The organism is Tolypothrix sp. PCC 7601, assembly GCF_025677855.1.
Lineage (GTDB): Bacteria > Cyanobacteriota > Cyanobacteriia > Cyanobacteriales > Nostocaceae > Aulosira > Aulosira diplosiphon.
In genome coordinates this window covers 3,302,630-3,327,398 of sequence record NZ_CP064879.1, presented here as the reverse complement: position 1 = coordinate 3,327,398, position 24,769 = coordinate 3,302,630, and the positions used below count along the sequence as shown (strand labels likewise).

Genomic DNA, 24,769 nt, shown 5'->3' with positions numbered 1-24,769 from the left:
CAAATGACAAATACAATCTTTTTTAAATTTGAAGCGGATTTCGTGACATCCCTGCGTTGTATACCGATGCAGGTGCGCTACAAACTAGATACCTGTGGTATTAAACTCAAATTATCTGATTGGAATCAAATGTCTCAGACTGAACGTGAAGCTTTAGTGGAATTACCTTGTAATACTGATGCAGAAATCCAAGCTTATAGTCAATATCTAGAACAATTAATTTTAAACCGCACAGGTACATCACCTGCAAAATTACCAATTGAATCTCATCCGGCTTGGATGGATTCTACTAATTTACCTGCTAGTGTTCAAGAACAAGCTCAAGAAATTGGTATTACACTAACAACACCACAGTGGGAATCTTTAACACCTTTAGAGCGGTTTGCTCTCATTAAACTTAGCCGTTCTGGACATGAAAATAGTAACTTTCCCCGCGCAATGGCAGAATTTCATCTGGCTTAAAAATATTGTTAACTGTTAACTGTGTAAGTATTATTTGAACTCCCCATTCACACAAACCTTGATAAATATAGATTTTTTGTAGAGGTTTAGCAATACTAAACCCTTATCCACGTATTTATATAATTACAACAAATTGTTAAGTACAAGAGGTAAAAGATTAATCATATAACTCTTGTAGAGCGAGCATCTTGCCCATTAATGCTGTACTTATTCATATAAGATTCTTTGCGTTATAGTAAAATACTATACGTATATTTTAAAATACATAGACTAAGTTCTACAGGCGCAGCAGTGCTGTGACTAGTACAACAAGGCAAAAGTGAGCCAGTGCGGTGGACGGGTTTCCCGGCATAAAGCAACTGGCGAACTCCAAAGGAGTCAAAAGTCAAAAGAAAGAATAGTTATAGCATAAGCCTTTTAGCAATTACAGGTGGTCTGTTTCTCTTACAAAGTTTGGCGGGACGGAAACCGACACCGCCAACTTTGCGCTATTTACGCCGACTTGTACTAGTTGAAAACAGAATCGGTGTTTAATAAGCTTTGCAAAGAAACAAAACAGAAGATGTAACATTTGCTGAATCGAACTATTTTTTGATGCAAAATATTGTTTTCAAGTTTTTTCAGTATTATTTTATTTACCTTTGACAGTAGTCAATAATTTCTCAGTCTTGATTGGCAAATTATATTTTAAACTTGTAACTTAGGATTTATATAGTATGCGGCCCAAGCTGAAACAGCTACTATGGCAATGGCGGGGAGTTTTGCTAGCAGTACCGAATGTAACAGTTATTGTGATTATCCTGCGATTAATGGGATTGCTGGAATTCTTAGAACTAACCGCGCTAGATCAGTTTTTTCTGTTACGTCCACAACAGCCTGTTGATGAGCGCATTATCATAGTTGAGATTAATGAATCAAACATCAGGAAATTAAAAGGATGGCCGATAAATGATAACGTACTTGCTCGAGTTTTAAATAATATTAAGCAGCAAAAACCTCTAGCCATCGGTCTTGATATTTATCGAGATTTACCTTTAAATCCTGGCCATCAAAACTTAGTAAATATATTTAATACTACTCCTAACTTGATTGGAGTAGAAAAATTATCTAATACATCTGATAGTTCTGCAGTTAAACCACCTCCAGAACTAAAAAAACTCAATCAAGTAGGAGCGAATGACTTTCCGTTAGATAAAGATGGTAAAATACGCCGAGCTTTACTGTATGCAGGTTTGCCTGATGGCAATAATCTGGAAAGTTTTGGATTAAAATTAGCATTATTATATTTGAAACCACAAGGAATTACTGAAAAACCATCAGAAAATAATCCTAACTTTTTGCAGTTAGGTAAAGGTATTTTTCCTAATTTTGAAAGTAATGATGGTGGTTACTTACGAGCAGATGATAGCAGCTACCAAATTATTTTAAACTACCGAGGTGGAATTGATCGGTTCACACGAGTATCTATTAATGATGTTTTAGATAACCGAATTTCACCAGATTTGATGCGAGGAAAAATTGTTTTAGTTGGTGCTACAGCCGAGAGTTTGAATGATCTATTTTGGACACCATATAGTAGTAAATTAATTGGTGCACCTGTACGAATGGCTGGTGTTGCCATTCATGCCAATTTAATTAGTCAAATTTTGAGTTCGGCTTTGGAAAGTCGCCCACAAATTAAGACATTAGCTGAACCTATAGAATGGTTGTGGATTTTATTCTGGTCGATGGTTGGTGCAAGTTTGTGTTGGCAACATCGACATGTCATTCATGAAAACAAGAAATTTTCATTAACTAATACCACTAGCAGTATTGTACTAGCAACTGCTTGTTTGGTGGGTGGGAGTTATTTAGCTTTTCTTTTTGCTTGGTGGATTCCCATTGTACCGCCTCTATTAGCTTTAACCGGATCTGCGATCGCAGTCACTCAATATATCGCGCGGAGTGCTGCGGAAATGCGCCGTACCTTTGGTCGCTACGTCACAGATGAGGTAGTTGCTAATTTATTAGAAACTCCTTCTGGACTTAAGTTAGGAGGAGAACGGAAAAAAGTCACCGTCTTAATGTCTGACTTAAGAGGATTTTCTGCTGTTTCTGAACGTTTACCACCTGAACAAGTAGTAGCAATTCTCAATGTTTATTTAGGCGCAATGGCAGATGTCATTAACCATTACAACGGTACGATTAATGAATTTATTGGTGATGGTATCTTTGTCATGTTTGGTGCGCCTGTAAGTCGCGAAGATGATTCCCAAAGAGCAATTGCTTGTGCGATCGCTATGCAATTAGCAATGAAACCTGTCAATGAACATAATCAACAAATGAATTTACCAATTATCGAAATGGGAATTGGGATTCATACAGGTGAAGTTGTTGCAGGTAATGTAGGCTCTCAAAAGCGTGCTAAATATTCAGTTGTTGGCAGTCATGTTAACTTAACTTCTCGGATTGAGTCTTATACAGTTGGTGGTCAAATTTTGATTTCTGAAGAGACTTTGAAAGATGCCAATACTGACCCCTATATTAATATTAGAATTGATGGACAATTACGGGTAGAACCAAAAGGAATTAAAGCTCCAATTACCATTTATGACATTGGCGGTATTGGTGGTAAGTACAATCTTCATTTGCCGAAATCCGATGACAATATGCTGAAATTGTCTGAAGAAATTTCTGTTGAATATACAATTTTGGAAGGTAAACACGCAGTAGGCACTATATTTAATGGTGAAATTGTTAAATTATCCGAGCATGGTGCAATATTGCGATCGCCTAATTCGCTAGATTCTTTAAGTAACCTCAAGATGAGATTGTTAAACGCACCAGAAATTGCTCCTGGTGAAGGTGATATCTATGCCAAGGTATTGAAAAAAGCTCCTGATGACGACAGTTATTTTCTGATTCGTTTTACAGCTATGCCTCCAAAGCCAAAAGAAGTACTTGACAATCGGCTTAAATCTGAATCTAGTAGTAATAAATCAGAACAATGAGAAAATTAGGACTTACGCAAAAGTCACGTAATTACGTCATTACGAGCGCAGCGACGTAATCGCCTGATATTCTGGGATTGCTTCCCTACACTTCGTTCCAGTCGCAATGACAAATTTTGCTTGCGTAAGTAAGTCCTGAAAATAAGAAAATTTAAAAAATTATCAATTTCTAAAACCAATTGAAATGAAATAAATTTTTAAATTTCTGACACCATCTTTTTACTAGTGGTTGAGATTTTGCGGGTTGCCTATATGGTGTTGACCATCTTGAGTATTCTGATTTGTAATTAGTTTTAGGCATCCTCAAATCTAATTCTAGCTGCGCGGCTTTATTTAAATCGGAAGTCGCTCTATACTCAAATCCTAATTGAGAGCAAACTAATCCACGATACTTGTAGGCCTGAATATAGCGAGGATTAAGGCGAATTGCGCGTGTAAAATCTGCGATCGCTTCTTCATATCGCCCTTGACGGGCATTCTCTACCCCCAAATTGTAGAAGGTTTCCGCATTCCAGCTATTAGTAGATACGTGAGTAGATTTTTGCGGCGCAGCTGGCTGTTCAACAGTCGTAGCTAAACCTTCAGACTTAATCAGGTTATAAGCTGCATTGATTTGTTTAATTTTTGCCTCTGCTTCCTGCTTTTGTTTTTCATCCCCAAAGCGATCGGGATGCCAAGTTTTCACCAACTGACGGTAAGCTTGCTTTACCTGTGCTTGTGATGCACCCGGTTTCAGCCCCAAAATTTCAAAAGGATTATTAATATCGAGGTGTAGATGATCTCGCTGCTTGTCGTTAAACATCGGGTAAACCGAAGAAATAGTTAACCGTATACATCTATGCTAACTATTTCTAAAAATTTCTTGGGTTTTAGCTAAATACACTATGACACATTAGATCTCTTGCAAAAAGCACTTTTGCAAGAGATGGAAAAAGGGGAAAGGTTAAAGGGGAAGGGGAATATACAAAACCTTTCCCCGACTTCTGCAGCAAGTCTATTATTCATTGGAGAATATTGTGCATACTGGGAAATAGGCAACACATTGACATTATGCTTAGTATTCCCAGAAACTTTCTCGACACCACTCAAACACCCCATTCCGGTTACCACTGGGATGATAGTAACCGCCGCTTTTTTGAGGGCTGGTATTATCGAGTTACCTTACCAGACTGTGGTGAAACCTTTGCTTTCATGTACTCAATTGAAGACCCTATTGGTAATCAACCTCACAGTGGTGGTGCAGCGCAAATTCTGGGGCCACAAGATGAGTATCTTTGCCGGACTTTTCCTGATGTGAAAAAATTTTGGGCTAGTCGAGATGTTTTAGGTTTAGGTCATTGGGGGAAAACAGATTTACCCACCCAAGGCTTCTACCTGCTTCCAGAAGAGTTTGAGCGCCATATTCAACAAGGCTATCAAGCTACCGCTACTTTGAATCAAGGCATCATTAGCGACCCTGCTACAGGGAATTATTGTCGTTGGCGGTACGAAATCAAGCCGATATACGCTTGGGGTAATCATGGAAGTCTGCAACAATCCACTGCTGGCTGGCTGTCATTTTTGCAGATTTTTGAACCAGGATGGCAAATTTTAATGGCTCATGGTTTAGCTAGTGGTTGGATTGATTGGAATGGGAAAATCTATGAATTTACTAACGCCCCAGCCTATGGAGAGAAAAATTGGGGTGGTGCTTTTCCGCAAAAATGGTTTTGGCTCAATTGTAATAGCTTCCACAACGAACCCGACTTAGCATTAACTGCAGGTGGTGGAAGACGGGGTGTGCTGTGGTGGATGGAATCTGTAGCGATGATTGGTGTGCATTATCAAGGCAAATTTTATGAGTTTGTACCCTGGAACTCAAAAGTTGAGTGGAATATTCAACCTTGGGGTAGATGGCAAATACAAGCACACAATGCAGATTATGAAGTTGAGTTAATTGGCACCACAGATTTACCTGGTACGCCTTTACGTGCGCCGACAGCACAAGGTTTAATGTACTGTTGTCGAGATACTATGAAAGGAAAACTAGATTTGCAATTACGCGATCGCACTAACGGCAAACCTCGAATTATCCTCAAAGCACAAAGTTCGCTGTGCGGTTTAGAAACTGGCGGCGGTTCTTGGGATGATAGCTGGCAGTCTAGTTAAAACTACTGCTATCATAATAAATGCTTCGTCATTGGGGCTGTAGCTCAGTTGGATAGAGCGAGCGCCTCCTAAGCGCTAGGCCGTGCGTTCGAGACGCACCAGTCCCGTACCCCCATAAATCCCTAAAACCTATGAATTATAAAGGTTTCAGGGATTTATTTTTTGTCCTATTTGCTGAAATATAGTACAGAAGCACTGTCTAGCATTTGTTAAACAACCCAAATTGACTATCAAATGACTATCACAAATCTGGTACGTTAGACTGAGCGTCTAAGATATTCATTATGCAATCAGGAAAACGCAATACTAAAGGTTCCGTCGTAGTTGAAAGTTTCCGCAAGCGCTTACGGTTGTCGTTACCCCGGCAATTATTTAATGGAAAGCAAAAATACTTAACACTTGGACTAGATGACACGCCAGGGAACCGCCAGATAGCAGAAGCTAAGGCTAAAGAGATAGAGAGAGACATTCAAGCTAATATTCTTGTTCCAGGAACTTTTGACTACACATTAAATAAATACCGTCCTGAGTCCTTTCGATTAGCAGAAACAGAGCAACCAGAATACTCTGTTAGTCTTCATGACATTTGGGAAAAGTTTATAGAACATAAAAGAAAAACCTCATCACCCAGCACAATGAGGTTTCAGTGGAGAACTTTTAGTAACTATGTACGTAAATTGCCTACTCATGATTTAGAGAAAGCAGTTGAAATTAGAGATTGGGTTTTAAGTAATATTCCTCCAGAATCAGCTAGAAGATTTATCGTTCGTTTAAGCGCTTGTTGTGATTGGGCAATTGATTCACAAATTATTACTAATAATCCTTTTAATGGAATGTCTAGTAAAATCACAATTCCTAAATCTCAAAAAAATGATGATGGCGAAATAAACCCCTTTAGTGTGCATGAAAGAGATTTAATAATTGAAGCATTTAGGAGTAATCAATTTTGTTCTAAATATTCTAGAGTTAAGCATTCTTCTTATGCTGACTATGTAGAGTTCTTATTTCTCACTGGGTGTAGACCTTCAGAAGCTATTGCACTTGAAATAAAAAATGTTTCTAGCGATTTTAGATATGTAACATTTGATTGTGCAGTTGTCTTAACAGAGAGCGGATTGGCTAAAAAATCAGGATTGAAAACTCAAGATAAAAGGAGATTTCCTGTTAATCAAAAACTAAAACCTATACTTGAAAGATTATGTGAAGGTAAAAACAATGATGATATTTTGTTCCCTAGTCCTCAAGAAAAAACCTACATTGATACTGACAATTTTAGAAAACGAACATGGAAAGTTGTTTTAGATGGTTTAGGTATTGAATACAGAAAACCTTATCAAACTAGACACACTTTTATTACTTTAGCGCTAGAAAATGGATTAGATGCTAAAGACGTTGCCCGATTAGTTGGCAATTCTCCTGAGATAATTTATAAACACTATGCAGGTAATAAAAGAGATTTGTTTGTTCCAGAGTTTTAGCTGAGAAAAATAAGCAAAGCTAGCATTAACTCACTGTCATAATTAACTAAAGGGAGCCTGACATGAATATCAAATGAATATCAACAATTACCAATTACCAATTACCAATTACCATTACCCATTATCTAATTCATTTCTTTCCCAAATCCTTTTTTGTATCCGTTGAATAACTGCTGATTCTTCAGGCGATAAACCATCAAATAACATTTCATATATTAATGGCAAACCTAACTCTAATTCTTCTAAGAGTTCACGTTGCATAAATACATCTTGGGGTTTACCTTCTAATACTAGCCGTCCTTTATCCATCACAAAAACCCAATCTGCCCACCGATAAACTAAATCTAAATCGTGGGTTGCCATTAATAAAGTAGTTCCGGCTTGATGAATTTTTTTCAACGTTGCCATTAGATTGCGAGTATGCTTAACATCTAGATATGCAGTTGGCTCATCTAATACTAATAGTTCTGGTTGCAGCACCATAACATCTGCTATGGAAACTCGCCTTTTTTGACCTAAACTGAGATGATGCACTGGTTTCTCTGCTAAAGATGTTAGCCCAAATTCAACTAAGGCTTGCTCAACTCTTAATTGAATTTCTGATGTCGGCAAACCTAAATTACATAAACCATAGGAAATATCTTCTTCCACAGTAGCCGCTACTAATTGTTGCTCTGGATCTTGAAATATTAAGCCGACTTTTTGCCTTAAATTACTGAGATAATGACGGTTATAATTAAAGGCTTCACCTCGCCACCGTACATTTCCCGAGTTGGGTTTATATAAACCATTAGCTAATAAAAATAGGGTAGTCTTACCACAACCGTTTTGACCAATTAATGCACATTTTTTGTGTTTAGGTACTCTCAGAGTTAAACCATTGAGAGCCGATTGCTGTGAGCCTGAATATTTATAATATACTTGCTCAAATTCGAGTAAATATTCCTGCATCTTGAGACAATTGTAATGCGATTAATAATGCACAGCCAAAAATTGCTTCTATGATATATCGCGGTTGTGGACGATAGCGATGAGGATGCCATACTCGGAATTCATCTTGAAAACCGCGTGTTTCTAATCCTAAAGAGAATTGATTATATTGTTGTAGAGTTCGTTGTAATAACTGCCCAATCAGTAATGCTAAACTTTTCATACTAATGCGCCAAGTACGGTAGCCATCACGAGATTGTTGAGCAGTCCACAACTCATGAGATGTTCTCAACAGAATAAAAATAAACCGATACATCAGCAACAAAAGTTCTGTCAAAAGCACAGGACATCCAATGCGGCGCAAAGTTTGTAATATTTCTGTGAAAGGAACAGTTAACATTAAGAAATATAGGCAAGAAATAGAAGCTAATGCTCTGGTAAAAATTGCTAATGCCTGTTCGCTACCACTGCGGCTAATGTAGATATAATATTGTCCAAATGTTAATCCTGACCATGAATCTGGTAATACACTAGCTAAATCTGCAATAGAGATGCTATTGAGTATCAGTGCTGGTAAACTGGTTAACCAAAAAAAACTGGCAACTATTAATAATTTTAAGTAAATACCACCAGGAATTTTAGCGTAGATAACTATCCAAATACCCATCCACAAAGCAATGAGAATTTGGCCTAATGGATGGGTAAAAAGGGAGATAACAAGAGTAGCGATCGCAAAAATTATTTTATGTTCTGGTGGTATATGTCTGAGTCGGTTGGTGTAGGCTAAACTGTCTAGTTGCAGCGTCATTCTTGATCTCTTTGCTGTTGCGAACGTCCTCTATATAAGCCAATAGCGTAACCAATAACTCCCGCACCTAAAGCTGCTTGGGATGCAAATAATAAACTTTCTATCTCTTTGCTAGGTGGTTGAAATAAGGGTTGAAACCAAGGTTCATATCCTGGTTTTACTTGACTAATGGCCTTTTGAGCTTCGCCATCGGAACCACCGAATTCGGCATCGCGTGCTAATATTAACGGCGCAATTGCTAAACCAATAACTGCAAGCACCAATAACCAGTTATGCCATCCCTTATGAGACTGTTTCATTAGTTTGGGGTTCCTGTTTAATTAATTTCAATAATTCTAATTCTTGAGGATTGTATGATTGTAGCCAGTTCCACACTAGGACTGTCAGCAAACCCTCACTAATTGCCAAGGGTACTTGAGTAATCGCAAAAATTCCTGCAAATTTGGTAAATGAAGCAATAAAGCCACCCACAGGTGCAGGAAAAGCTAGAGCTAACTGGAAAGAAGTAATAATGTAAGTGAGTAAGTCTGCTAAAGCGGCTGCTAAAAATATGGCGATTCTTTGTTTACCAGTTAGCCGCATCGTCAGTTGATATACCCAGTAAGCTGCAAATGGCCCCGCGATCGCCATTGAAAAAGCATTTGCTCCCAATGTTGTCAAACCGCCATGTGCAAGTAACAAAGCTTGAAATAGCAGCACCAAGCTACCTAAAACTGACATGGCTAAGGGGCCAAATAAGACTGCTCCTAAGCCTGTGCCTGTAGGATGGGAACAGCTACCTGTAACAGAAGGCAGTTTTAAAGCTGATAACACGAATGTAAAAGCACCTGCTAACCCCAAGAGTAATTTCAGCTGCGGGTTAGCTTGCGTAATCCGAGTTAGCGATCGCAATCCTAAAACAAAAAACGGTAAGGCGACTACCCACCAAAAAATTGCCCACTGCACTGGTAAAAAGCCTTCCATAATGTGCATCGCATAGGCAGGTTTGGGTAAGCCTACTATAAAGTACAAGCTGCCTAATGCTAATAAAACTAAATGTAGCTTAACGCGATTTTTTCTCATTTTGATGTTTCAGCAGAGTTCAAATAGTATCCAAATTCTTACTAATTAGCTAGAGCAACTAGATTTATGCCACATAAATCTAGTTGGTAGCAGTACAACTTTACATTAGTCAAAATTGCCACATAGTTATACTGGCTACACAGCTATAGGCATCTTGATACTTTTGGTATTTAGCTACTGATAAAAGCTGGCTCAATTTTTTAAATAAATCCATAGTTGTTAAGTAATACAGTGTAGGCAATCAAAATTCGTTGAGCGATCGCTACTCTGGTATTTAACAAACAATATCCGCCGCTTTGTTGGCAGATCTGGATAAATCATTTGACAAAATACTAAATAAGACCGCATCTGTACCTCGCAGATGTGTTTCCACAAAAATAACTAATAGGCGGGCATTCTGACTTACTCAATAAGAGATTACAGCTGCGGGACAGCGCCGGATTTACACCGAACTTTCCCCCTTACGTCTGATGGGTGCTATTCATCAGAACCCATTAAATTAAGACAAAGTATATCATTAGGGAATCATTAATAATTCGTAATTCGTAATTCGTAATTAAAAATTAGAAATCTTATATATTCAGGCATATTCTTTAGATTCATTCTCAGCTAATTCTCTAGGTTCATAGTGACGACATCCTTGACATGGGCCATTGGGATTCACAGCACAGCGAATATGACCGGATCGAGCATTAAATTTGCAGCTAATATCGCCAACCAGATAACCTACGCCTTCTAAATAGTAGCGATCGCCTTCAATCTGCCTAATTTGTCTTGCTCTCAGCCTGGAGCCATTAATAGCGGCTTGTCTCATCCTTAACCTCGTCCGTAGATGAGTTTTACGGATGATCCATAAAGAGAACAGGGAGGGTAAGAAACCAATGGCGATTACCAAAAGAGTTTTTAACACTTTTTCCTTACCTCGTTTTCGTGAGTGCAAATCTTAGGGCAGTTTCAGCTTTGCGCCTTGCCAGTAGGATAGTTTTTCCTGACTAACAATAGCAAGTGGCACTGCGACCTCTAATTTAGAGGTATCGAGTACCACTTTAATCAGCATAGCTTTTACAGTTTATTGGTTGGGCTGTAGTTGCACCTTCATAACTTTAAGATTTGTTGATGGGCATGGGGCATGGGGCATTGGGCATTGGGTACGGGACGCACTTATGACTGCGATCGCAATTCTTTGCTACGGCTTTGCTGGCGCAGTTGTTGCGCTAGCTGTTGCGCTTCTTTTTCGGCTTGAAATAAATCGATTTTGCGGGTTGTGAGAATAAATGACTCATCTGACTGTTGTCTCACCCAAGGGATAGCCAATGGTAAATACTGACAAGTGCTTTGATGCGGCTTGCTTTTTTCTTGCAATTTGCTGGCGATCGCTTTGAATTCTAAAATCATCGCTTCTAACTGTGCAGCCATTTGATTGATGCATTGCCCTTGGGATAATAAACGCTCCCACTCATCACTTATATTGTCTTTTGGCAATTGCAATGGTGCGATCGCTGTTTTTGCTGCTTTTGTGGGAAATGGCACAATCGCCAGGTTAGGTGTTGTTTTGTATTCTTCCATACTTTTTAACAAGACTAACTAGCTGTTAAGGCATTTTAACAGGTTATTAGTACAAAAATACTACTTTAGTTTTGGTGAAGTTGTAAACAAAAATTACTGTGTGGAGTCAGCCTGAATTGAGAATGTAGTTCCAATACTACAAGGGTGAGAATTTTAAATTCAAAATTTGGTGTGGGGAACAAGTTAAAGAATCAGGTTTAAAGATTTGCTTTTTAAATGGCAAATATTAAATGTGGTGCTGCCTTGTAAAGTTATATTCTGAATTTATCGGGTTAATAAAAAGATTTTTAATAACTGAAACTGATAACATCCACAGCCAAATAAATTAATGATTGTCAAATTGATTGTATTTGCTATAATTTACTCGCCATTCTTCAAGATTGTCTATAGTTATAGATTTAGTTATGACATTGGCATCGTTACCACGCCAATCTATTTCTGGATCGGTTGTAAAAACGCCACATTCTAATTGGTCATTTCTAATATTCCAGTATTCACTAAATCGACTTTTTAAGGTAATAACTTGGTCAAAAACCTTGTTTCTATGCTTATTCCTTCTTTTTCGTTCGGTTGCACCTGTAGCTTCTGTGTCAATAAATTTAGTTTCTATTAAAAATAGATTCCCGCGATTTGTCAAATAGACAAAATCACATTTTCCTAAATCAGTGTAATCTGCAATGGGCGATTTTTCAAATAATAATAATTCTGAGCAAGAAGGAAATAATTTACTCAGGTTCAGGAATAAATAAGCTTGTAATAGCAGTTCTTTATCATAAGGGAAAAAAAGCACCCCCTCAAAAAATTTTTTGATATCTTCTTGAGTTTGAGGTTGTATTTTTCTACAATATGATACAAATTTATGTAGCTCAGTTACCATCATCAAGTCTGATCTCCTTCCCCTGATTATTGCCTATATGGCATGGCATCAAAAGATACCATGCAAAAGAGGAAGTTATCATCCGCAGAAGTAACCAAAAAATTTAAATCGATTGTCGTTTGTCTAAGGCTATCTACTGTTGACGCTGTAGTAAATCATATGTCAAGCTAGTCCAGCAATTATCCGTATAATAACTGGAAGTACATCATAAATCAAACTTGATGAACCTCTAGTGTTGTATCTTTAACTACTAGTCAAAGGTTTAATTTGAGCTGGGAATCTCGCATTTTGGAGAGCAATCACAGCACTGAGAGAATCTTGTACCCAAAATTGCCTACCAAAGCGGACTAGCTGCCGAGAATTCCCTGACTGCACAACTCCAATTACAGGAATTTTGGCTTTTTCCTTTTCGCCAGCTTGTTCTTTTAAAACATTTCTTAAGCGATCGCGTTCTTCAATGTTGACTGCTTGCATGGGGGTGAGTTCGACCATAATTAGTTTGACTGTTTCAACTTGTTCGGCATCTTCCACAATAAATTGCGTTTGGTCATCTCTGCGGTCTACTTTACCCCAAATAATCAATCTTGCATCCACTTGCAGTAAAGAACTAATCCGTTCATAGTTTTTAGGAAAAACAACGGCTTCTGACTGGGAAGTTAAATCTTCGATTTGTAAAATTGCCATTGGATCGCCTTTTTTGGTGATTACTTTTTTCACCCCGTTAAGCATGACAACTGCACAAATCATCATGTCATCTCGTTGTTCGCCTAGTTGGGAAAGATTAATTGGCGCTAATACCAAAGACGATTGCTTAATTGATTTAAGAGGATGATCTGATACATAAAAACCCAAGAGTTCTTTTTCCATCCGTAATTTTTCTTGAGGAGGAAAATCAGAAACAGGTTGAGATTTCGGGGCAATTTCAAAAGCATTATTGCCGTTTTTATTATTTGTAGCAGCAAAACCGCCTAATAAATCAAAAATACTGCCCTGTCCACTAGCTCTGTCTTTAGCGCGCGATTGTGCCCAATCATATACTAGGGGCAAATCTTGGGTTAACTGCTGACGGTTGGGTTGGATTTTGTCAAAAGCACCACAAGAGATGAGTGACTCCAAAGTGCGGCGGTTAACAGCACGTAAATCTATGCGATCGCAAAAATCCCCCAGGGATTTAAACTCGCCGCTTTCTTCCCTAGCTTCCAGAATACAGGCGATCGCATTCTGTCCCACATTTCGCACTGCAGAAAATCCAAATAAAATTTTATCTGCTGCTGGCGTAAAATCCACCCCAGAGCGATTAATATCTGGCGGTTCGATTTGAATACCCATACTCATACAAGTGGCAATATATTTTTGCACCTTGTCGGTATCACCACTGTTAGCAGTCAACAGTGCAGCCATATATTCCAAAGGATAATTAGCTTTTAAATATGCTGTTTGATAAGTGACATATCCATAAGCTGTAGAGTGAGATTTATTAAAACAATTGGCAGCGATCAAACCATTTTTAATTGCAAAATTATGGTCTTGTTCCACCCCAATGTCATAGACATTTGCTGCGCCTATAGCTCTCCGTGTAACTATTTTGACCATTTATCTGTACTCCCGTCAGCAATCTATATAAATGCTTTAATTTATCAATTAATCTGGATTGTAAGCCAAACAATGCCCATACTACACAATCTATTTCACGGCGAACACTGCTATACTTTTACACGAAAATATGGATTAGGGACTGGGGACTGGGGACTAGGGACTAGGGACTAGGGACTGGAGACTGGGGACTAGGAAGAAACAGGGGACAAGGAGAAATAATCAAATACTCCATTCCAATTACCAATGCCCCATGCGCTATGCCCAATTCCCCAAATATGTACTAAAATCAAGGACTTGAGTCACATAAGGAAGCAATCATGGCATCCATCCGGGAGTTGCACGAACAACTAATTAAAAAAGAACGTTCTGCTGTCGAAATTACCCAAGAAGCTTTAGACCGCATTCAAACTTTAGAACCAAAATTGCACAGTTTCTTGTGTGTGACGGCGCAACAGGCGTTAGAGCAGGCTCGTGCTGTGGATGCTAAAATCTCTGCTGGTGAAGAAATTGGGCTGTTGGCAGGGATTCCGATTGGCATCAAAGACAATATGTGTACCAAAGGCATTACCACCACTTGCGCCTCTAAAATTTTAGAAAATTTTGTGCCGCCTTATGAATCAACGGTAACGCAAAAACTGGCGGATGCTGGGGCGGTGATGGTTGGTAAAACGAACTTAGATGAGTTTGCTATGGGTAGTTCCACAGAAAACTCAGCTTACCAAGTTACGGCTAATCCTTGGGATTTATCGCGGATTCCTGGTGGTTCTTCGGGAGGTTCAGCCGCAGCAGTGGCGGCGGAAGAATGCGTTGTGTCTCTCGGTTCTGATACCGGTGGATCAATTCGCCAACCAGCATCTTTCTGTGGTGTGGTAGGCTTAAAACCGACTTACGGGTTAGTTTCTCGTTATGGTTTGGTGGCTTACGCTTCATCTTTGGATCAAATTGGGCCATTTGGACGCACAGTAGAAGATACGGCAATTTTATTGAGTGCGATCGCAGGCTATGATCCTAAAGACTCCACTTCCTTAAAAGTAGAAATTCCTGATTACGCTGCTACTTTAAAACCAGACCTAAGAGCTAGAAAGAAAATCCGAATCGGTGTCATCAAAGAAACTTTTGGTGAAGGCTTAGAATCAGTTGTCGAAAAAGCAGTTACCAAAGCCATTGAACAACTGCAACATTTAGGCGCAGAAATTCATGTAGTTTCCTGTCCTAACTTCCGCTATGGTTTACCCAGCTACTACATCATCGCACCGTCGGAAGCATCAGCTAACCTAGCTCGTTATGATGGCGTGAAGTACGGCTTACGGGTTCCTGATGCAGATAATCTGCTGTCGATGTATACTCGTACCCGCGCTAGTGGCTTTGGTACAGAAGTGAAACGGCGGATCATGATTGGCACTTACGCCCTTTCTGCTGGTTATTATGATGCTTACTATCTAAAAGCGCAAAAAGTCCGCACTCTCATTAAGCAAGACTTTGAAAAAGCTTTTGAACAAGTTGATGTCTTAGTTTCTCCAACTGCACCAAGTACAGCATTCAAGGCGGGAGAAAAAACTACCGACCCTTTGAGTATGTATTTAACTGACTTGATGACTATTCCTGTCAATCTTGCCGGTTTACCAGGTTTAAGTGTTCCCTGCGGCTTCGATGAAAATGGACTACCCATTGGCTTGCAGCTAATTGGCAAAGTTCTGCGAGAAGACCAACTATTTCAAGTAGCTTACGCCTATGAGCAATCTACTAATTGGCATTTACGTCAGCCAGAAGTGATTGGTGGGTAGGGACTGGGGACTGGGGACTGGGGACTGGGGACTGGGGACTGGGGACTGGGGACTGGGGATTGGGGATTAGGTAGGCTTATTCGGCTAATCCCTAATATTTTTATTGCATAAAAATCAGGACTTACGCAAGCAAAATTTGTCATTGCGACCGGAACGAAGTGTAGGGAAGCAATCCCAGAATATCAGGCGATTACGTCGCTGCGCTCGTAATGACGTAATTCCGTGACTTTTGCGTAAGTCCTAAAAATATTAAAAAATTAATAGAATTATAAACTTATATGAATTTAATGTATATAATATTACTGAGTTACCTCTCATTAAAATAATTCGTAATTAAATAATTTAAGCATAAATACTTACAACAATCAGTAATCACCAATCCTCGGATTTGGTGAAGTTTTTTATGCTGTCTTAATTACAAATTACGAATTACGAATTACGAATTATTCAAGATACTGAGAAACTAACAAATCAGGGTAAATGAGCATAAACAGGTTGCAACTGCCATTGGATTTATTATTCAAGCTGGTAATTGGATTCGTTATTATTGGTGCGATCGCATATTTTTGTGTATGTATATTTCTGTTTATTCAGCAAACCCGGCTGATATTTTTTCCTTCTCCTGTGATTGAAAAAACACCAGGGTTGTTTCATCTTCCTTATGAGGAAGTTTGGTTACCAGTACCGGGGCGAACTGCTAAAGGGGAACGCATCCACGGTTGGTGGATGAAAGCTAAACAAACCGATAAAAAATCCCATGACAAAGTTCTGTTGTTTCTCCACGGTAACGGTATCAACATTGGTGCAAATCTTGCCTATGCATCTCGGTTTTATCAACTAGGATTCTCTGTATTGCTGATTGATTATCGGGGTTATGGTCGCAGCCAAGGGGCCTTTCCCAACGAAAGCAGAGTATATCAGGATGCAGCTACAGCTTGGAATCATTTAGTACAGCAACGAAAAATTCCACCCAAGCATATTTTTATTTATGGTCATTCTTTAGGCGGTGCGATCGCAATTGATTTAGCTATCAAACACCCAGAAGCTGCGGGATTAATTGTGGAAAGTTCTTTTACCTCTATTCGAGATGTGGTAGCTTACAGGAACTTGTTTTGGATGTTTCCCGTCAATTTAATCCTGACACAACGGTTTGAATCGATAAAAAAAATACCAATGGTGAAAATGCCAGTTTTATTTATTCATGGCATGGAAGATTCAAGTGTGCCGTTTTTTATGAGCCAAAAACTGTATGCTATTGCGCCCGAACCAAAACAGCTAATTTTAGTTCCCAACGCTGGACATAACAATTTAGCAGATTTAGCTGGTGTGCAATATCTGCAATGGATTGATGATTTTGTAAAACAAGTTTATGTTCGCAGATAATTCAATCAGTGAAATAGATACTTGATACATAGCTGGTGAAGTATTTTCCACCAGCGAATTAATTGTGTTTGCAATATCAATACTTTTCGGTTAAGGGGGAAAAAGGAAAAAACCTTTAACCTTTAACCTTTAACCCTTTCCCCAAAAGCAATTTTGAATTCAAAACGCTTAACCGAGTAGTATTGGTTGCAATATCACGATTTGCACTGCAGAATAACCTAAGTTTTTATTCAGCTAACAACTGCGTATTACATTTATCGCGGCATAGTAACTAGCTGTAGTTTATGGTCAAACCTACAGTTATATTTAATGCTCAGTAACCCACTCACTTTGTTTATAAAAATACCTTTTCAGGGGTAGAAAATTCCCAGAGAACCATCCGGATCAGTCAGCAAAAACAAGAAGCAATTATACAGGTGGAACTACTCTTGGCTCCAGTATTGGAAGAGACTTAAACTATGACTACTACATCTGTATATTTGCTAACAATCCCCGGAAATCCTCCTATTGAAATTCCTCGCGATCAATTGCGATCGCTGCTTGCTGATATTGAAGCTGAATTACACCGTAGTAAGGTTTATAGGAATGCTTTAGGTACTTTACAAGAGTTGCTAGGGTCTTCATCTGAGCAAGCCAAGGTTTTATTTAAAGCAGTCAGCAGAGAAGCAATTGCTTTAGCATTTCAGCAATTTGCAACACATCATCAACAAGTTACAAATATCGTTCCGCAGACAGATGTTGCTAGCATTTCTTCCAATATAAAAGCAGAAGACTCTAGTAATTTATTACAACCACTAACAAGTCTTAAATCAGACATATCCGAGCCAGTAGCAAATACAAATATAGATCATTTGCCATCACAGGTAGCTACAACAGATGATGTAGTCAATAAACCCGAATCTAAATTAACCAAAAAGGTATGGAAGAAGTGGCTTAATTACAATCAGAAGCCATCTACTACCCAACAACAACAGCAAACACTCAATGAAGAGTATGCAATTACTTTGCGTCAAATAGGGCAACAATTTCAGCAAGCACGAGAATTGCGAGGATGGTCTTTAATAGAACTTAAAGAACATACTCATGTGCCAATTCATCATATGGATGCTTTAGAGAAAGGGAATATAAATCTATTACCAGAAGATGTGTTTGTTCGTGGCTTTATTCGCATTATCGGCAATACTTTGGGACTAAATGGTACAGCTTTAGCAGCTTCCTTACCTAAACATGAGACAGCAGCATCACAAGCCGCTTTACCTTCTTGGTGTCAGGCGCAGAAAGCGACTGGTGGATTTGGACTAGAACTCCGCCCAATGCATTTATATGTAGGCTATACAGCCCTTGTTGCTGGAGCATTAGGAGGATTGTCTTTTGTATCATCACAAGCAAACTCTGATAAAACGCTTCGTGTTGATGTGGACAGCCAACCCGCTTCATCCTTACCTAAATCAACTCAGAAACAAGAAGCCAATGCTAAACCAGGACTAAAGTCTGGTAGTACTCGTGTGATGGTTGGGCCTGACATTTCTCCACCAGAAGCACTGTAGCGCTAATACACGCGGTTGCATTCTTGTACTGTTTAAATAATGCGATCGCGCTTTATATTATCTCCGTTAAACTACCATAAATATGTCATGGCATCTTTCTACTGGCAATGACTGCTATTACATGGGAAATGAGATTAATTACTGATTTAATTTTTAATTAAAATTAAACCTGAGAAGTTTTATCTGCTATAAATTAGTAAAAACACTTAAATTACAGTCAATCATTTAACTATTGATTAGTATATATAGTCACCAGTTCCCAAATAGTTGATTTATATTTTTCATAGTAATTTTATCTTCTATAAGGCATTAATCTAGAATTTTAACTATGTGTTTTTCAATCAAAAAGCTATTGCTTTTTAGCATCAAATTTGGGAAACACTTGCTGCATAAGAAACATAAGATATTACTTATCCTAAGCTTTAGAATAGCAGCTACAAATATATCTACTCTGCGAACTTAAACTTTCGATAAAATCAACCTGTATAAGATGTTTTATTTCTAACACTAAATTATATTTTGAATAGATCTCTACACTTGCAATTTTAGATACATATGAGTAAGCACACTGCCTTTATTTCAGCGCTTGTAGTAACAACAGGCGTTGCGTTAGCAGCGACTGCAATGCCAGCCTCTGCCGTAACTTTCGGATTCAATAACATCGCTGGTGGTGATACTGTTGGTGATGCTTATAACTCCAAATTTTCCTTTGATCTTATTGATCAGGGAAACAATACTGTGCTATTCAAGTTTGCCAACAATACTCTTTCCGTGGCAAATGAAGACCCTACTATTAAACAGGTTGCGTTTAGCGTTGATAGTACTGCAGGTAATCTTTTATCTGGTATAACATTCAATTCTTCATTTAATACATCTCTGAACGGAGTCAGCTTTAGCAGTGATACTAGCAATTTATCACAAAGCAATAAAATAGCAGGATGGGATGGTACAACCTTAGGTGCTGGAGTTGTAGGTGGTAACGCCAATGGAGTACAAAAAGGTGAAGTTTTAGGAATTCAGTTTACAGGAAACTACAACTCTATTCTTGATGCTATTACTAAAGGTAAATTGCAAATAGGTATTCATGCTGGTAGCCTTGTAGGTGGTGCTAGTGATGCTTATGTAAACAGCACTTCTTATGTAAGCAGTGCCCCTACGCAATCTGTGCCTGAACCAGCTACAATCTTTGGTCTGATGGCTTTTGGTATGGGTGGATTATTGACAAAGAAAAATGGCAAAAATGCTAAAAAAGAAGCCCTAGCAGTCAAAGTTACAGTTTAATTTCTGGTAAATTGTAAACCATAGATTATGTGATTTGTCAACTTTTTTATTACATTCATAGATAATTTGAAGCTAATAATAAAAAAGTCCAACTTTGAGGAACTCAAAATTTAGCTAAAGGCTCTATTGCAACACAAATATTCCCGATTTCTTCAAGAAGTCGGGAATTTTACTATTCGCCAATGTTGTCAGTATATTGAGGCAATTAAAGCTTTTGGTATCTGGCTTGGCTAATATTTTCAGCTAATTTCAGGAATCCTCTAATTTGCCAGTGTAGTCACAAATCTCGATTTTCTAAGCTTACAACTTATGAATCGCCTTGCGTCTTTGATTATCGCTGCCTCAATCGCATCTATCGCCACTTTAGGGATCGCTCAAAATACTGATGCTAGAACATGCACTCTCTACCGTAACTGCTACTACCAGACATCTAACACCTCTAAATCTGTAGTGGAGTATGATGCAGATAAAAATTTCTACAAAAGTGGGATGTTGAGCATATTGATCGTGCTTGCGGTCACTAAAATAGCAAAAAACGCTCTAGAATCATGGCTGAATAAAGCCTAAAAGCGCTTAAGTGATTTTTAGATAGCTAGTAAAGGCGATCGCTATAATTATATTTATCGTGAAAACCATACCGTAACAGTTAAGTAGTTAAACAAAATTAATTACAAAATGTCATTGCGAATGGAGCGGAGCGGAATGAAGCAATCGCAAGGGTTGAGATTGCTTCTCTTCGAGACGCTGCGCGTTAAGCGAAGCTATGCCGAAGGCTTTACGCTGCGCTCGCAATGACTGTAATTAATTTTGCGTGGTTACTTACGAATTCATTACCCATTACCCATTACCCATTACCCATTACCCATTACCCATTACCCATATTCGCTACTCATTTGCTACTCAAAAAGCTAGCCTGTAAGTGAATGTTCTTCACTTGCAAATACTCATCATGTTGCCTAAACCCAAGAAATACTGGACTCCTTCACACTGGGCTAGCTGGAAGCCTTTTGGTATTGGTGAACAGTACCCGAATAATTACTGGGAAGTTTTTCGGGCCATTTGGTTGTCTCGCAAGCAGCTACCCTATGCATGGAATATTCTCAATCAGGGTGTTTGCGATGGCTGCGCTTTGGGAACTACGGGGATGAAAGACTGGACGCTGGATGGTCTGCATCTGTGCAATGTCAGGCTGCGGCTGTTACAGATGAATACTATGCCAGCTTTTGACCCGGCGCTGCTGAAGGATATTTCACCACTACAAACCCTAAGAAGTGCTGAATTGCGAGATTTGGGAAGGCTTCCCTACCCAATGATCCGCCAACGAGGGGATAAAGGTTTTCGTCGGGTGAGTTGGGATGAAGCCCTAGAAGTCATTGCTAATCAGATTCGTGCTACCACACCAAACCGCCTCAGCTTTTACATTACCAGTCGCGGCACAGTCAATGAGACTTACTACGCTACGCAAAAAGCTGTGCGGGCAATGGGGAGTAATAATATTGATAATGCTGCTCGAATTTGTCATTCTCCTAGTACTGCTGGTTTGAAATCTACACTAGGTGCAGGGGCTACTACTTGTTCTTATAAAGACTGGATTGGTACTGATTTATTAGTGTTTATTGGCTCTAATGTGGCTAACAATCAGCCTGTTACTGTTAAATATCTCCATTATGCCAAGAAAGCTGGGACAAAAATTGTCGTAATTAACACCTACCGCGAACCAGGAATGGAACGCTACTGGGTTCCTTCAATTGTCGAAAGTGCTTTATTTGGCACCAAGTTTGCGGAAGATTTCTTTCTCGTCAGCTTGGGTGGAGATATGGCATTTTTAAATGGCACAATCAAGCATATGATTGCTAACGATTGGGTAGACCAGTCATTTATTGATAATTACACTGCTGGTTTTGCAGAACTCAAAGCAGTATTAGCAAACCAATCTTGGGAAGAATTAGAGCAACTTTCTGGAACTACCCGCGAGCAAATGTATGCTTTTGCCAAAATGGTTGCACAAGCCAACAAAGCTGTATTTGTTTGGAGTATGGGAATTACTCAGCATGAATGTGGTGAAGATAATGTCCGCAGTATTATCAACTTAGCCCTTACCAAAGGTTTTGTCGGTCGGGAAGGCTGCGGTTTAATGCCAATTCGGGGTCACTCTGGGGTACAGGGTGGTGCAGAAATGGGATGTTACGCCACGGTTTTTCCTGGGGGTAAGCCGATAACTGCAGAAAATGCTACTCAATTAAATAAAATTTGGGGTTTTGAAGTACCTGTAACTCAGGGTTTAATTGCGCCAGAAATGATTAATGCTGCACATCAAGGAAAATTAGATGTGTTGTTTTCTGTAGGTGGTAATTTTTTAGAAGTTCTCCCAGAACCGGATTATGTTGAAGAGGCTTTGCAGCGCATTCCTCTAAGAGTACATATGGATATTGTGCTGTCTAGCCAAATGTTAGTAGAACCAGCAGATACGGTAGTGCTATTACCTGCCACAACTCGCTACGAAATTCCAGGTGGAGTAACAGAAACTAGCACAGAACGACGGGTGATTTTCAGCCCAGAAATACCAGGGACGCGCATTGGCGAAGCACGTCCAGAATGGGAAATATTTATGGATTTAGCAAGGCGGATAAGACCAGATTTAGCCGATAAATTATATTTTGAAAATACGGCTACTATGCGGCAAGAAATTGCCCAAGTTGTACCCCAATATGCAGGAATTCAACATTTACAGCAGCAGGGAGATCAGTTTCAATATGGTGGTTCACATTTGTGCTTTGGCTGGAATTTTTATACAGCAGATGGCAAAGCGCATTTTACACCTTTATCACCCCCACAAAAACAATCACCAACAGGTTATTTTTTAGTAGCAACACGTCGAGGCAAACAATTTAATAGTATGGTACAAGAACGCAAAGATGCGATTACAGGTGCAGTGCGAGAAGCTATATTTATGAATGCTAAGGATGCAGATAAATTAGGATTAAAAGATGGAGATCAGATAGTTCTTAAAAATGATTTAGGTGAGTTAACAGGAAAAGTTTATTTAGCGCCTATTCAACCAGGCAATTTACAAGTGCATTGGCCCGAAGGAAATATACTGCTCGATAAAACTAAACGTTCTGTAGAAGGTGTGCCAGATTATAATGCGATCGCTCGCCTAGAAAAAATCTGAATCTAGCTACAAACCCCTACTCTAAACTTAGATTACCCACACATAAAAAGCTATGTCCATCGCCCAAGATTTACCTACACCAGAAGGTGTTATATTTCCAAACAGGGATTTATATAGTGACGAACCGCCTTTGGAAACATATCTACATTTACAGCAGATGATGCTGTTATTAAAATGCCTAGAATGGTGGTGGCGAGACTTAAACCACCTCAATGATTTTTTTGCTGCTGGCAATATTACTATTTATTACAGTCAACGTCAGCGTAGATCAGAAGATTTTCGTGGCCCAGATTTTTTTGTTGTACGCAATACTGAAAACAGACTGCGTAACAGTTGGGTTGTGTGGGAAGAAGACGGCAAGTATCCCAACTTGATTATAGAACTACTGTCCCCAACAACTGCATCGGTGGATAAGGGCTTAAAAAAACAAATTTATCAAGATATATTTCGGACTCCAGAATATTTCTGGTTTGACCCTCAGACTTTAGAATTTGCTGGTTTTATTTTGGTAGGTGGTACGTACCAACCCATAGAACCTAATTCCCAAGGTTTATTATGGAGTCAACAGTTAAGTTTATATTTGGGTGTTCATGAAGGAAAATTGCGTTATTTTACTGCCGAAGCAATTTTAATTCTCACACCAGAAGAATATGCAGAACAAGAAAGGCAACGCGCAGAACGCCTAGCTGTAAAACTACGCGAACTGGGTATTGATCCAGAGAATATATAAAATTGCTGATTTTGAGAAGTTGTGAGATAAGCTGATGCGATCGCACAAATATTAACTACAGAAATTCCCAGAGATGATCGCTATGAATAGGCGCATAGGCAGCAAAACTAAAGCCACAGTTAGAGTTGTAGAAAATGGCAAAATCCACACCCGCATCGATCATCTCACCGCAGAAGAGCCTTTAGAAATTCGTTTACTTTCCCCAAATCGCACGCTAGCTATTACCATGCGAACCCCAGGAGCAGATTTTGAGTTAGCTGCTGGTTTTCTTTACAGTGAAGGCGCGATCGGCTGTAAGCAAGATATTCAACGTATTAGCTATTGTGTGGATGAATCAATTGATGGCGAACAACGCTACAACATTGTGAATGTAGAATTACGCTCAGGATTAATTGCAGATTTACAACCGTTAGAACGTCATTTTTACACTAATAGCGCTTGTGGAGTTTGTGGTAAAGCCAGTTTGGAAGCTTTGAAGCTCAGGGATTATCCAGTAATTTCTTCAGAGATACGAATCAAGCCTGAGATTATTTATAGTTTACCGGATAAATTGCGTTCTGCTCAAGGCATTTTTAGGGCTACTGGAGGTTTACACGCTGCTGCTCTCTTCGACTTGCAAGGACAACTTTTGAACTTGCAAGAAGATGTGGGGCGACACAATACTTTAGATAAATTGATTGGTACAGCTTTGTTAAGTAATGAATTACCTTTCAATAATCATATTGTGATGGTAAGCGGACGTTCTAGCTTTGAAATTTTGCAAAAATCCGTCGCGGCTGGTGTACCTATTGTTTGTTCTGTCTCTGCACCTAGTCATTTGGCTGTGTCTGTCGCTGAAGAGTTTGGCATTACCTTAATTGGATTTCTACGAGGGCAGAAATTTAATGTATATACTGGCTGGGAAAGAATAGACGCAGCATAAAGCATGAATTTTTTACCGATAAGTTTAAGAGAC

General features: G+C 39.0%; 20 protein-coding genes, 1 tRNA gene and 1 riboswitch. Of the genes, 12 read left to right on the top strand and 9 right to left on the bottom strand.

Annotation, left to right across the window (positions count from 1 at the left end):
* The first annotated feature begins 3 nt into the window (after positions 1–3).
* On the top strand, positions 4–462 hold the full coding sequence (locus HG267_RS13935) for a nitrate reductase associated protein (protein WP_045872522.1): 459 nt from the start codon (positions 4–6) through the stop codon (positions 460–462).
* 716 nt (positions 463–1,178) lie between these two features.
* Positions 1,179–3,452 carry a CHASE2 domain-containing protein gene (locus HG267_RS13930; RefSeq protein WP_045872521.1) on the top strand — a complete coding sequence of 758 codons (2,274 nt, stop codon included), beginning with the start codon at positions 1,179–1,181 and terminating at the stop codon, positions 3,450–3,452.
* A 169-nt stretch (positions 3,453–3,621) separates the two neighbouring features.
* On the opposite strand, the gene HG267_RS13925 is transcribed toward HG267_RS13930, so the two are convergent.
* Positions 3,622–4,254, bottom strand: a complete 633-nt coding sequence (locus tag HG267_RS13925; RefSeq protein WP_045872520.1) for a J domain-containing protein — start codon at positions 4,252–4,254, stop codon at positions 3,622–3,624.
* Between the two features lie 248 nt (positions 4,255–4,502).
* Here HG267_RS13925 and HG267_RS13920 point away from each other — a divergent pair, with 248 nt between their 5' ends.
* The 3 genes from HG267_RS13920 (at position 4,503) to HG267_RS13910 (ending at position 7,078) form a co-directional block, all read left to right on the top strand.
* Positions 4,503–5,600, top strand: coding sequence for a tocopherol cyclase family protein (locus HG267_RS13920; protein ID WP_045872519.1), 1,098 nt, complete (start codon positions 4,503–4,505; stop codon positions 5,598–5,600).
* Positions 5,601–5,633: 33 nt separating this feature from the next.
* A tRNA-Arg gene (locus HG267_RS13915) sits at positions 5,634–5,707 on the top strand.
* 177 nt (positions 5,708–5,884) lie between these two features.
* Entirely contained in the window at positions 5,885–7,078 is a 1,194-nt protein-coding gene (locus HG267_RS13910; protein WP_045872518.1) for a site-specific integrase, read from the top strand.
* A gap of 114 nt (positions 7,079–7,192) precedes the next feature.
* Here HG267_RS13910 and HG267_RS13905 read toward each other — a convergent pair whose 3' ends face one another.
* The 8 genes from HG267_RS13905 to HG267_RS13870 form a co-directional block, all read right to left on the bottom strand.
* Positions 7,193–8,029, bottom strand: coding sequence for an energy-coupling factor ABC transporter ATP-binding protein (locus HG267_RS13905; RefSeq protein WP_045872517.1), 837 nt, complete (start codon positions 8,027–8,029; stop codon positions 7,193–7,195).
* Complete coding sequence (gene cbiQ, locus HG267_RS13900; protein WP_045872516.1) at positions 8,004–8,816, bottom strand: cobalt ECF transporter T component CbiQ; 813 nt, start codon at positions 8,814–8,816, stop codon at positions 8,004–8,006. Before cbiQ ends, HG267_RS13905 begins: the two co-directional genes overlap by 26 nt.
* Positions 8,813–9,115, bottom strand: a complete 303-nt coding sequence (locus tag HG267_RS13895; protein WP_045872515.1) for an energy-coupling factor ABC transporter substrate-binding protein — start codon at positions 9,113–9,115, stop codon at positions 8,813–8,815. Before HG267_RS13895 ends, cbiQ begins: the two co-directional genes overlap by 4 nt.
* Positions 9,099–9,878, bottom strand: coding sequence for an energy-coupling factor ABC transporter permease (locus HG267_RS13890; protein WP_045872514.1), 780 nt, complete (start codon positions 9,876–9,878; stop codon positions 9,099–9,101). Before HG267_RS13890 ends, HG267_RS13895 begins: the two co-directional genes overlap by 17 nt.
* 369 nt (positions 9,879–10,247) lie before the next feature.
* Positions 10,248–10,388, bottom strand: a riboswitch (cobalamin riboswitch).
* 70 nt (positions 10,389–10,458) lie between these two features.
* Positions 10,459–10,788 carry a DUF6464 family protein gene (locus HG267_RS13885; RefSeq protein ID WP_071989451.1) on the bottom strand — a complete coding sequence of 110 codons (330 nt, stop codon included), beginning with the start codon at positions 10,786–10,788 and terminating at the stop codon, positions 10,459–10,461.
* 251 nt (positions 10,789–11,039) lie between these two features.
* Positions 11,040–11,444, bottom strand: coding sequence for a hypothetical protein (locus tag HG267_RS13880; RefSeq protein WP_045872513.1), 405 nt, complete (start codon positions 11,442–11,444; stop codon positions 11,040–11,042).
* A gap of 325 nt (positions 11,445–11,769) precedes the next feature.
* Positions 11,770–12,324: a hypothetical protein gene (locus HG267_RS13875; RefSeq protein ID WP_045872512.1), complete on the bottom strand. Its 555-nt coding sequence runs from the start codon at positions 12,322–12,324 to the stop codon at positions 11,770–11,772.
* A gap of 240 nt (positions 12,325–12,564) precedes the next feature.
* Positions 12,565–13,914, bottom strand: coding sequence for an OB-fold nucleic acid binding domain-containing protein (locus HG267_RS13870; RefSeq protein ID WP_045872511.1), 1,350 nt, complete (start codon positions 13,912–13,914; stop codon positions 12,565–12,567).
* Between the two features lie 320 nt (positions 13,915–14,234).
* Between HG267_RS13870 and gatA the strand changes: the two genes are divergently transcribed.
* The 7 genes from gatA to fdhD all read left to right on the top strand — a co-directional run bounded on the left by gatA (position 14,235) and on the right by fdhD (position 24,736).
* The gene (gene gatA / locus HG267_RS13865) at positions 14,235–15,701 is read left to right on the top strand and encodes an Asp-tRNA(Asn)/Glu-tRNA(Gln) amidotransferase subunit GatA (RefSeq protein WP_045872510.1); all 1,467 of its coding nucleotides are present in this window, start codon (positions 14,235–14,237) and stop codon (positions 15,699–15,701) included.
* A 480-nt stretch (positions 15,702–16,181) separates the two neighbouring features.
* Positions 16,182–17,084, top strand: a complete 903-nt coding sequence (locus HG267_RS13860; protein WP_194007922.1) for an alpha/beta hydrolase — start codon at positions 16,182–16,184, stop codon at positions 17,082–17,084.
* Positions 17,085–17,542: 458 nt separating this feature from the next.
* Positions 17,543–18,631 carry a helix-turn-helix domain-containing protein gene (locus HG267_RS13855; protein WP_045872509.1) on the top strand — a complete coding sequence of 363 codons (1,089 nt, stop codon included), beginning with the start codon at positions 17,543–17,545 and terminating at the stop codon, positions 18,629–18,631.
* Positions 18,632–19,186: 555 nt separating this feature from the next.
* On the top strand, positions 19,187–19,912 hold the full coding sequence (locus tag HG267_RS13850; protein WP_045872508.1) for a PEP-CTERM sorting domain-containing protein: 726 nt from the start codon (positions 19,187–19,189) through the stop codon (positions 19,910–19,912).
* Positions 19,913–20,861: 949 nt separating this feature from the next.
* Positions 20,862–23,084: an FdhF/YdeP family oxidoreductase gene (locus HG267_RS13845; protein ID WP_045872507.1), complete on the top strand. Its 2,223-nt coding sequence runs from the start codon at positions 20,862–20,864 to the stop codon at positions 23,082–23,084.
* 52 nt (positions 23,085–23,136) lie between these two features.
* Positions 23,137–23,814 carry a Uma2 family endonuclease gene (locus tag HG267_RS13840; RefSeq protein ID WP_045872506.1) on the top strand — a complete coding sequence of 226 codons (678 nt, stop codon included), beginning with the start codon at positions 23,137–23,139 and terminating at the stop codon, positions 23,812–23,814.
* 82 nt (positions 23,815–23,896) lie between these two features.
* Positions 23,897–24,736: a formate dehydrogenase accessory sulfurtransferase FdhD gene (gene fdhD / locus HG267_RS13835; protein ID WP_045872505.1), complete on the top strand. Its 840-nt coding sequence runs from the start codon at positions 23,897–23,899 to the stop codon at positions 24,734–24,736.
* The last annotated feature ends 33 nt before the right edge of the window (positions 24,737–24,769 follow it).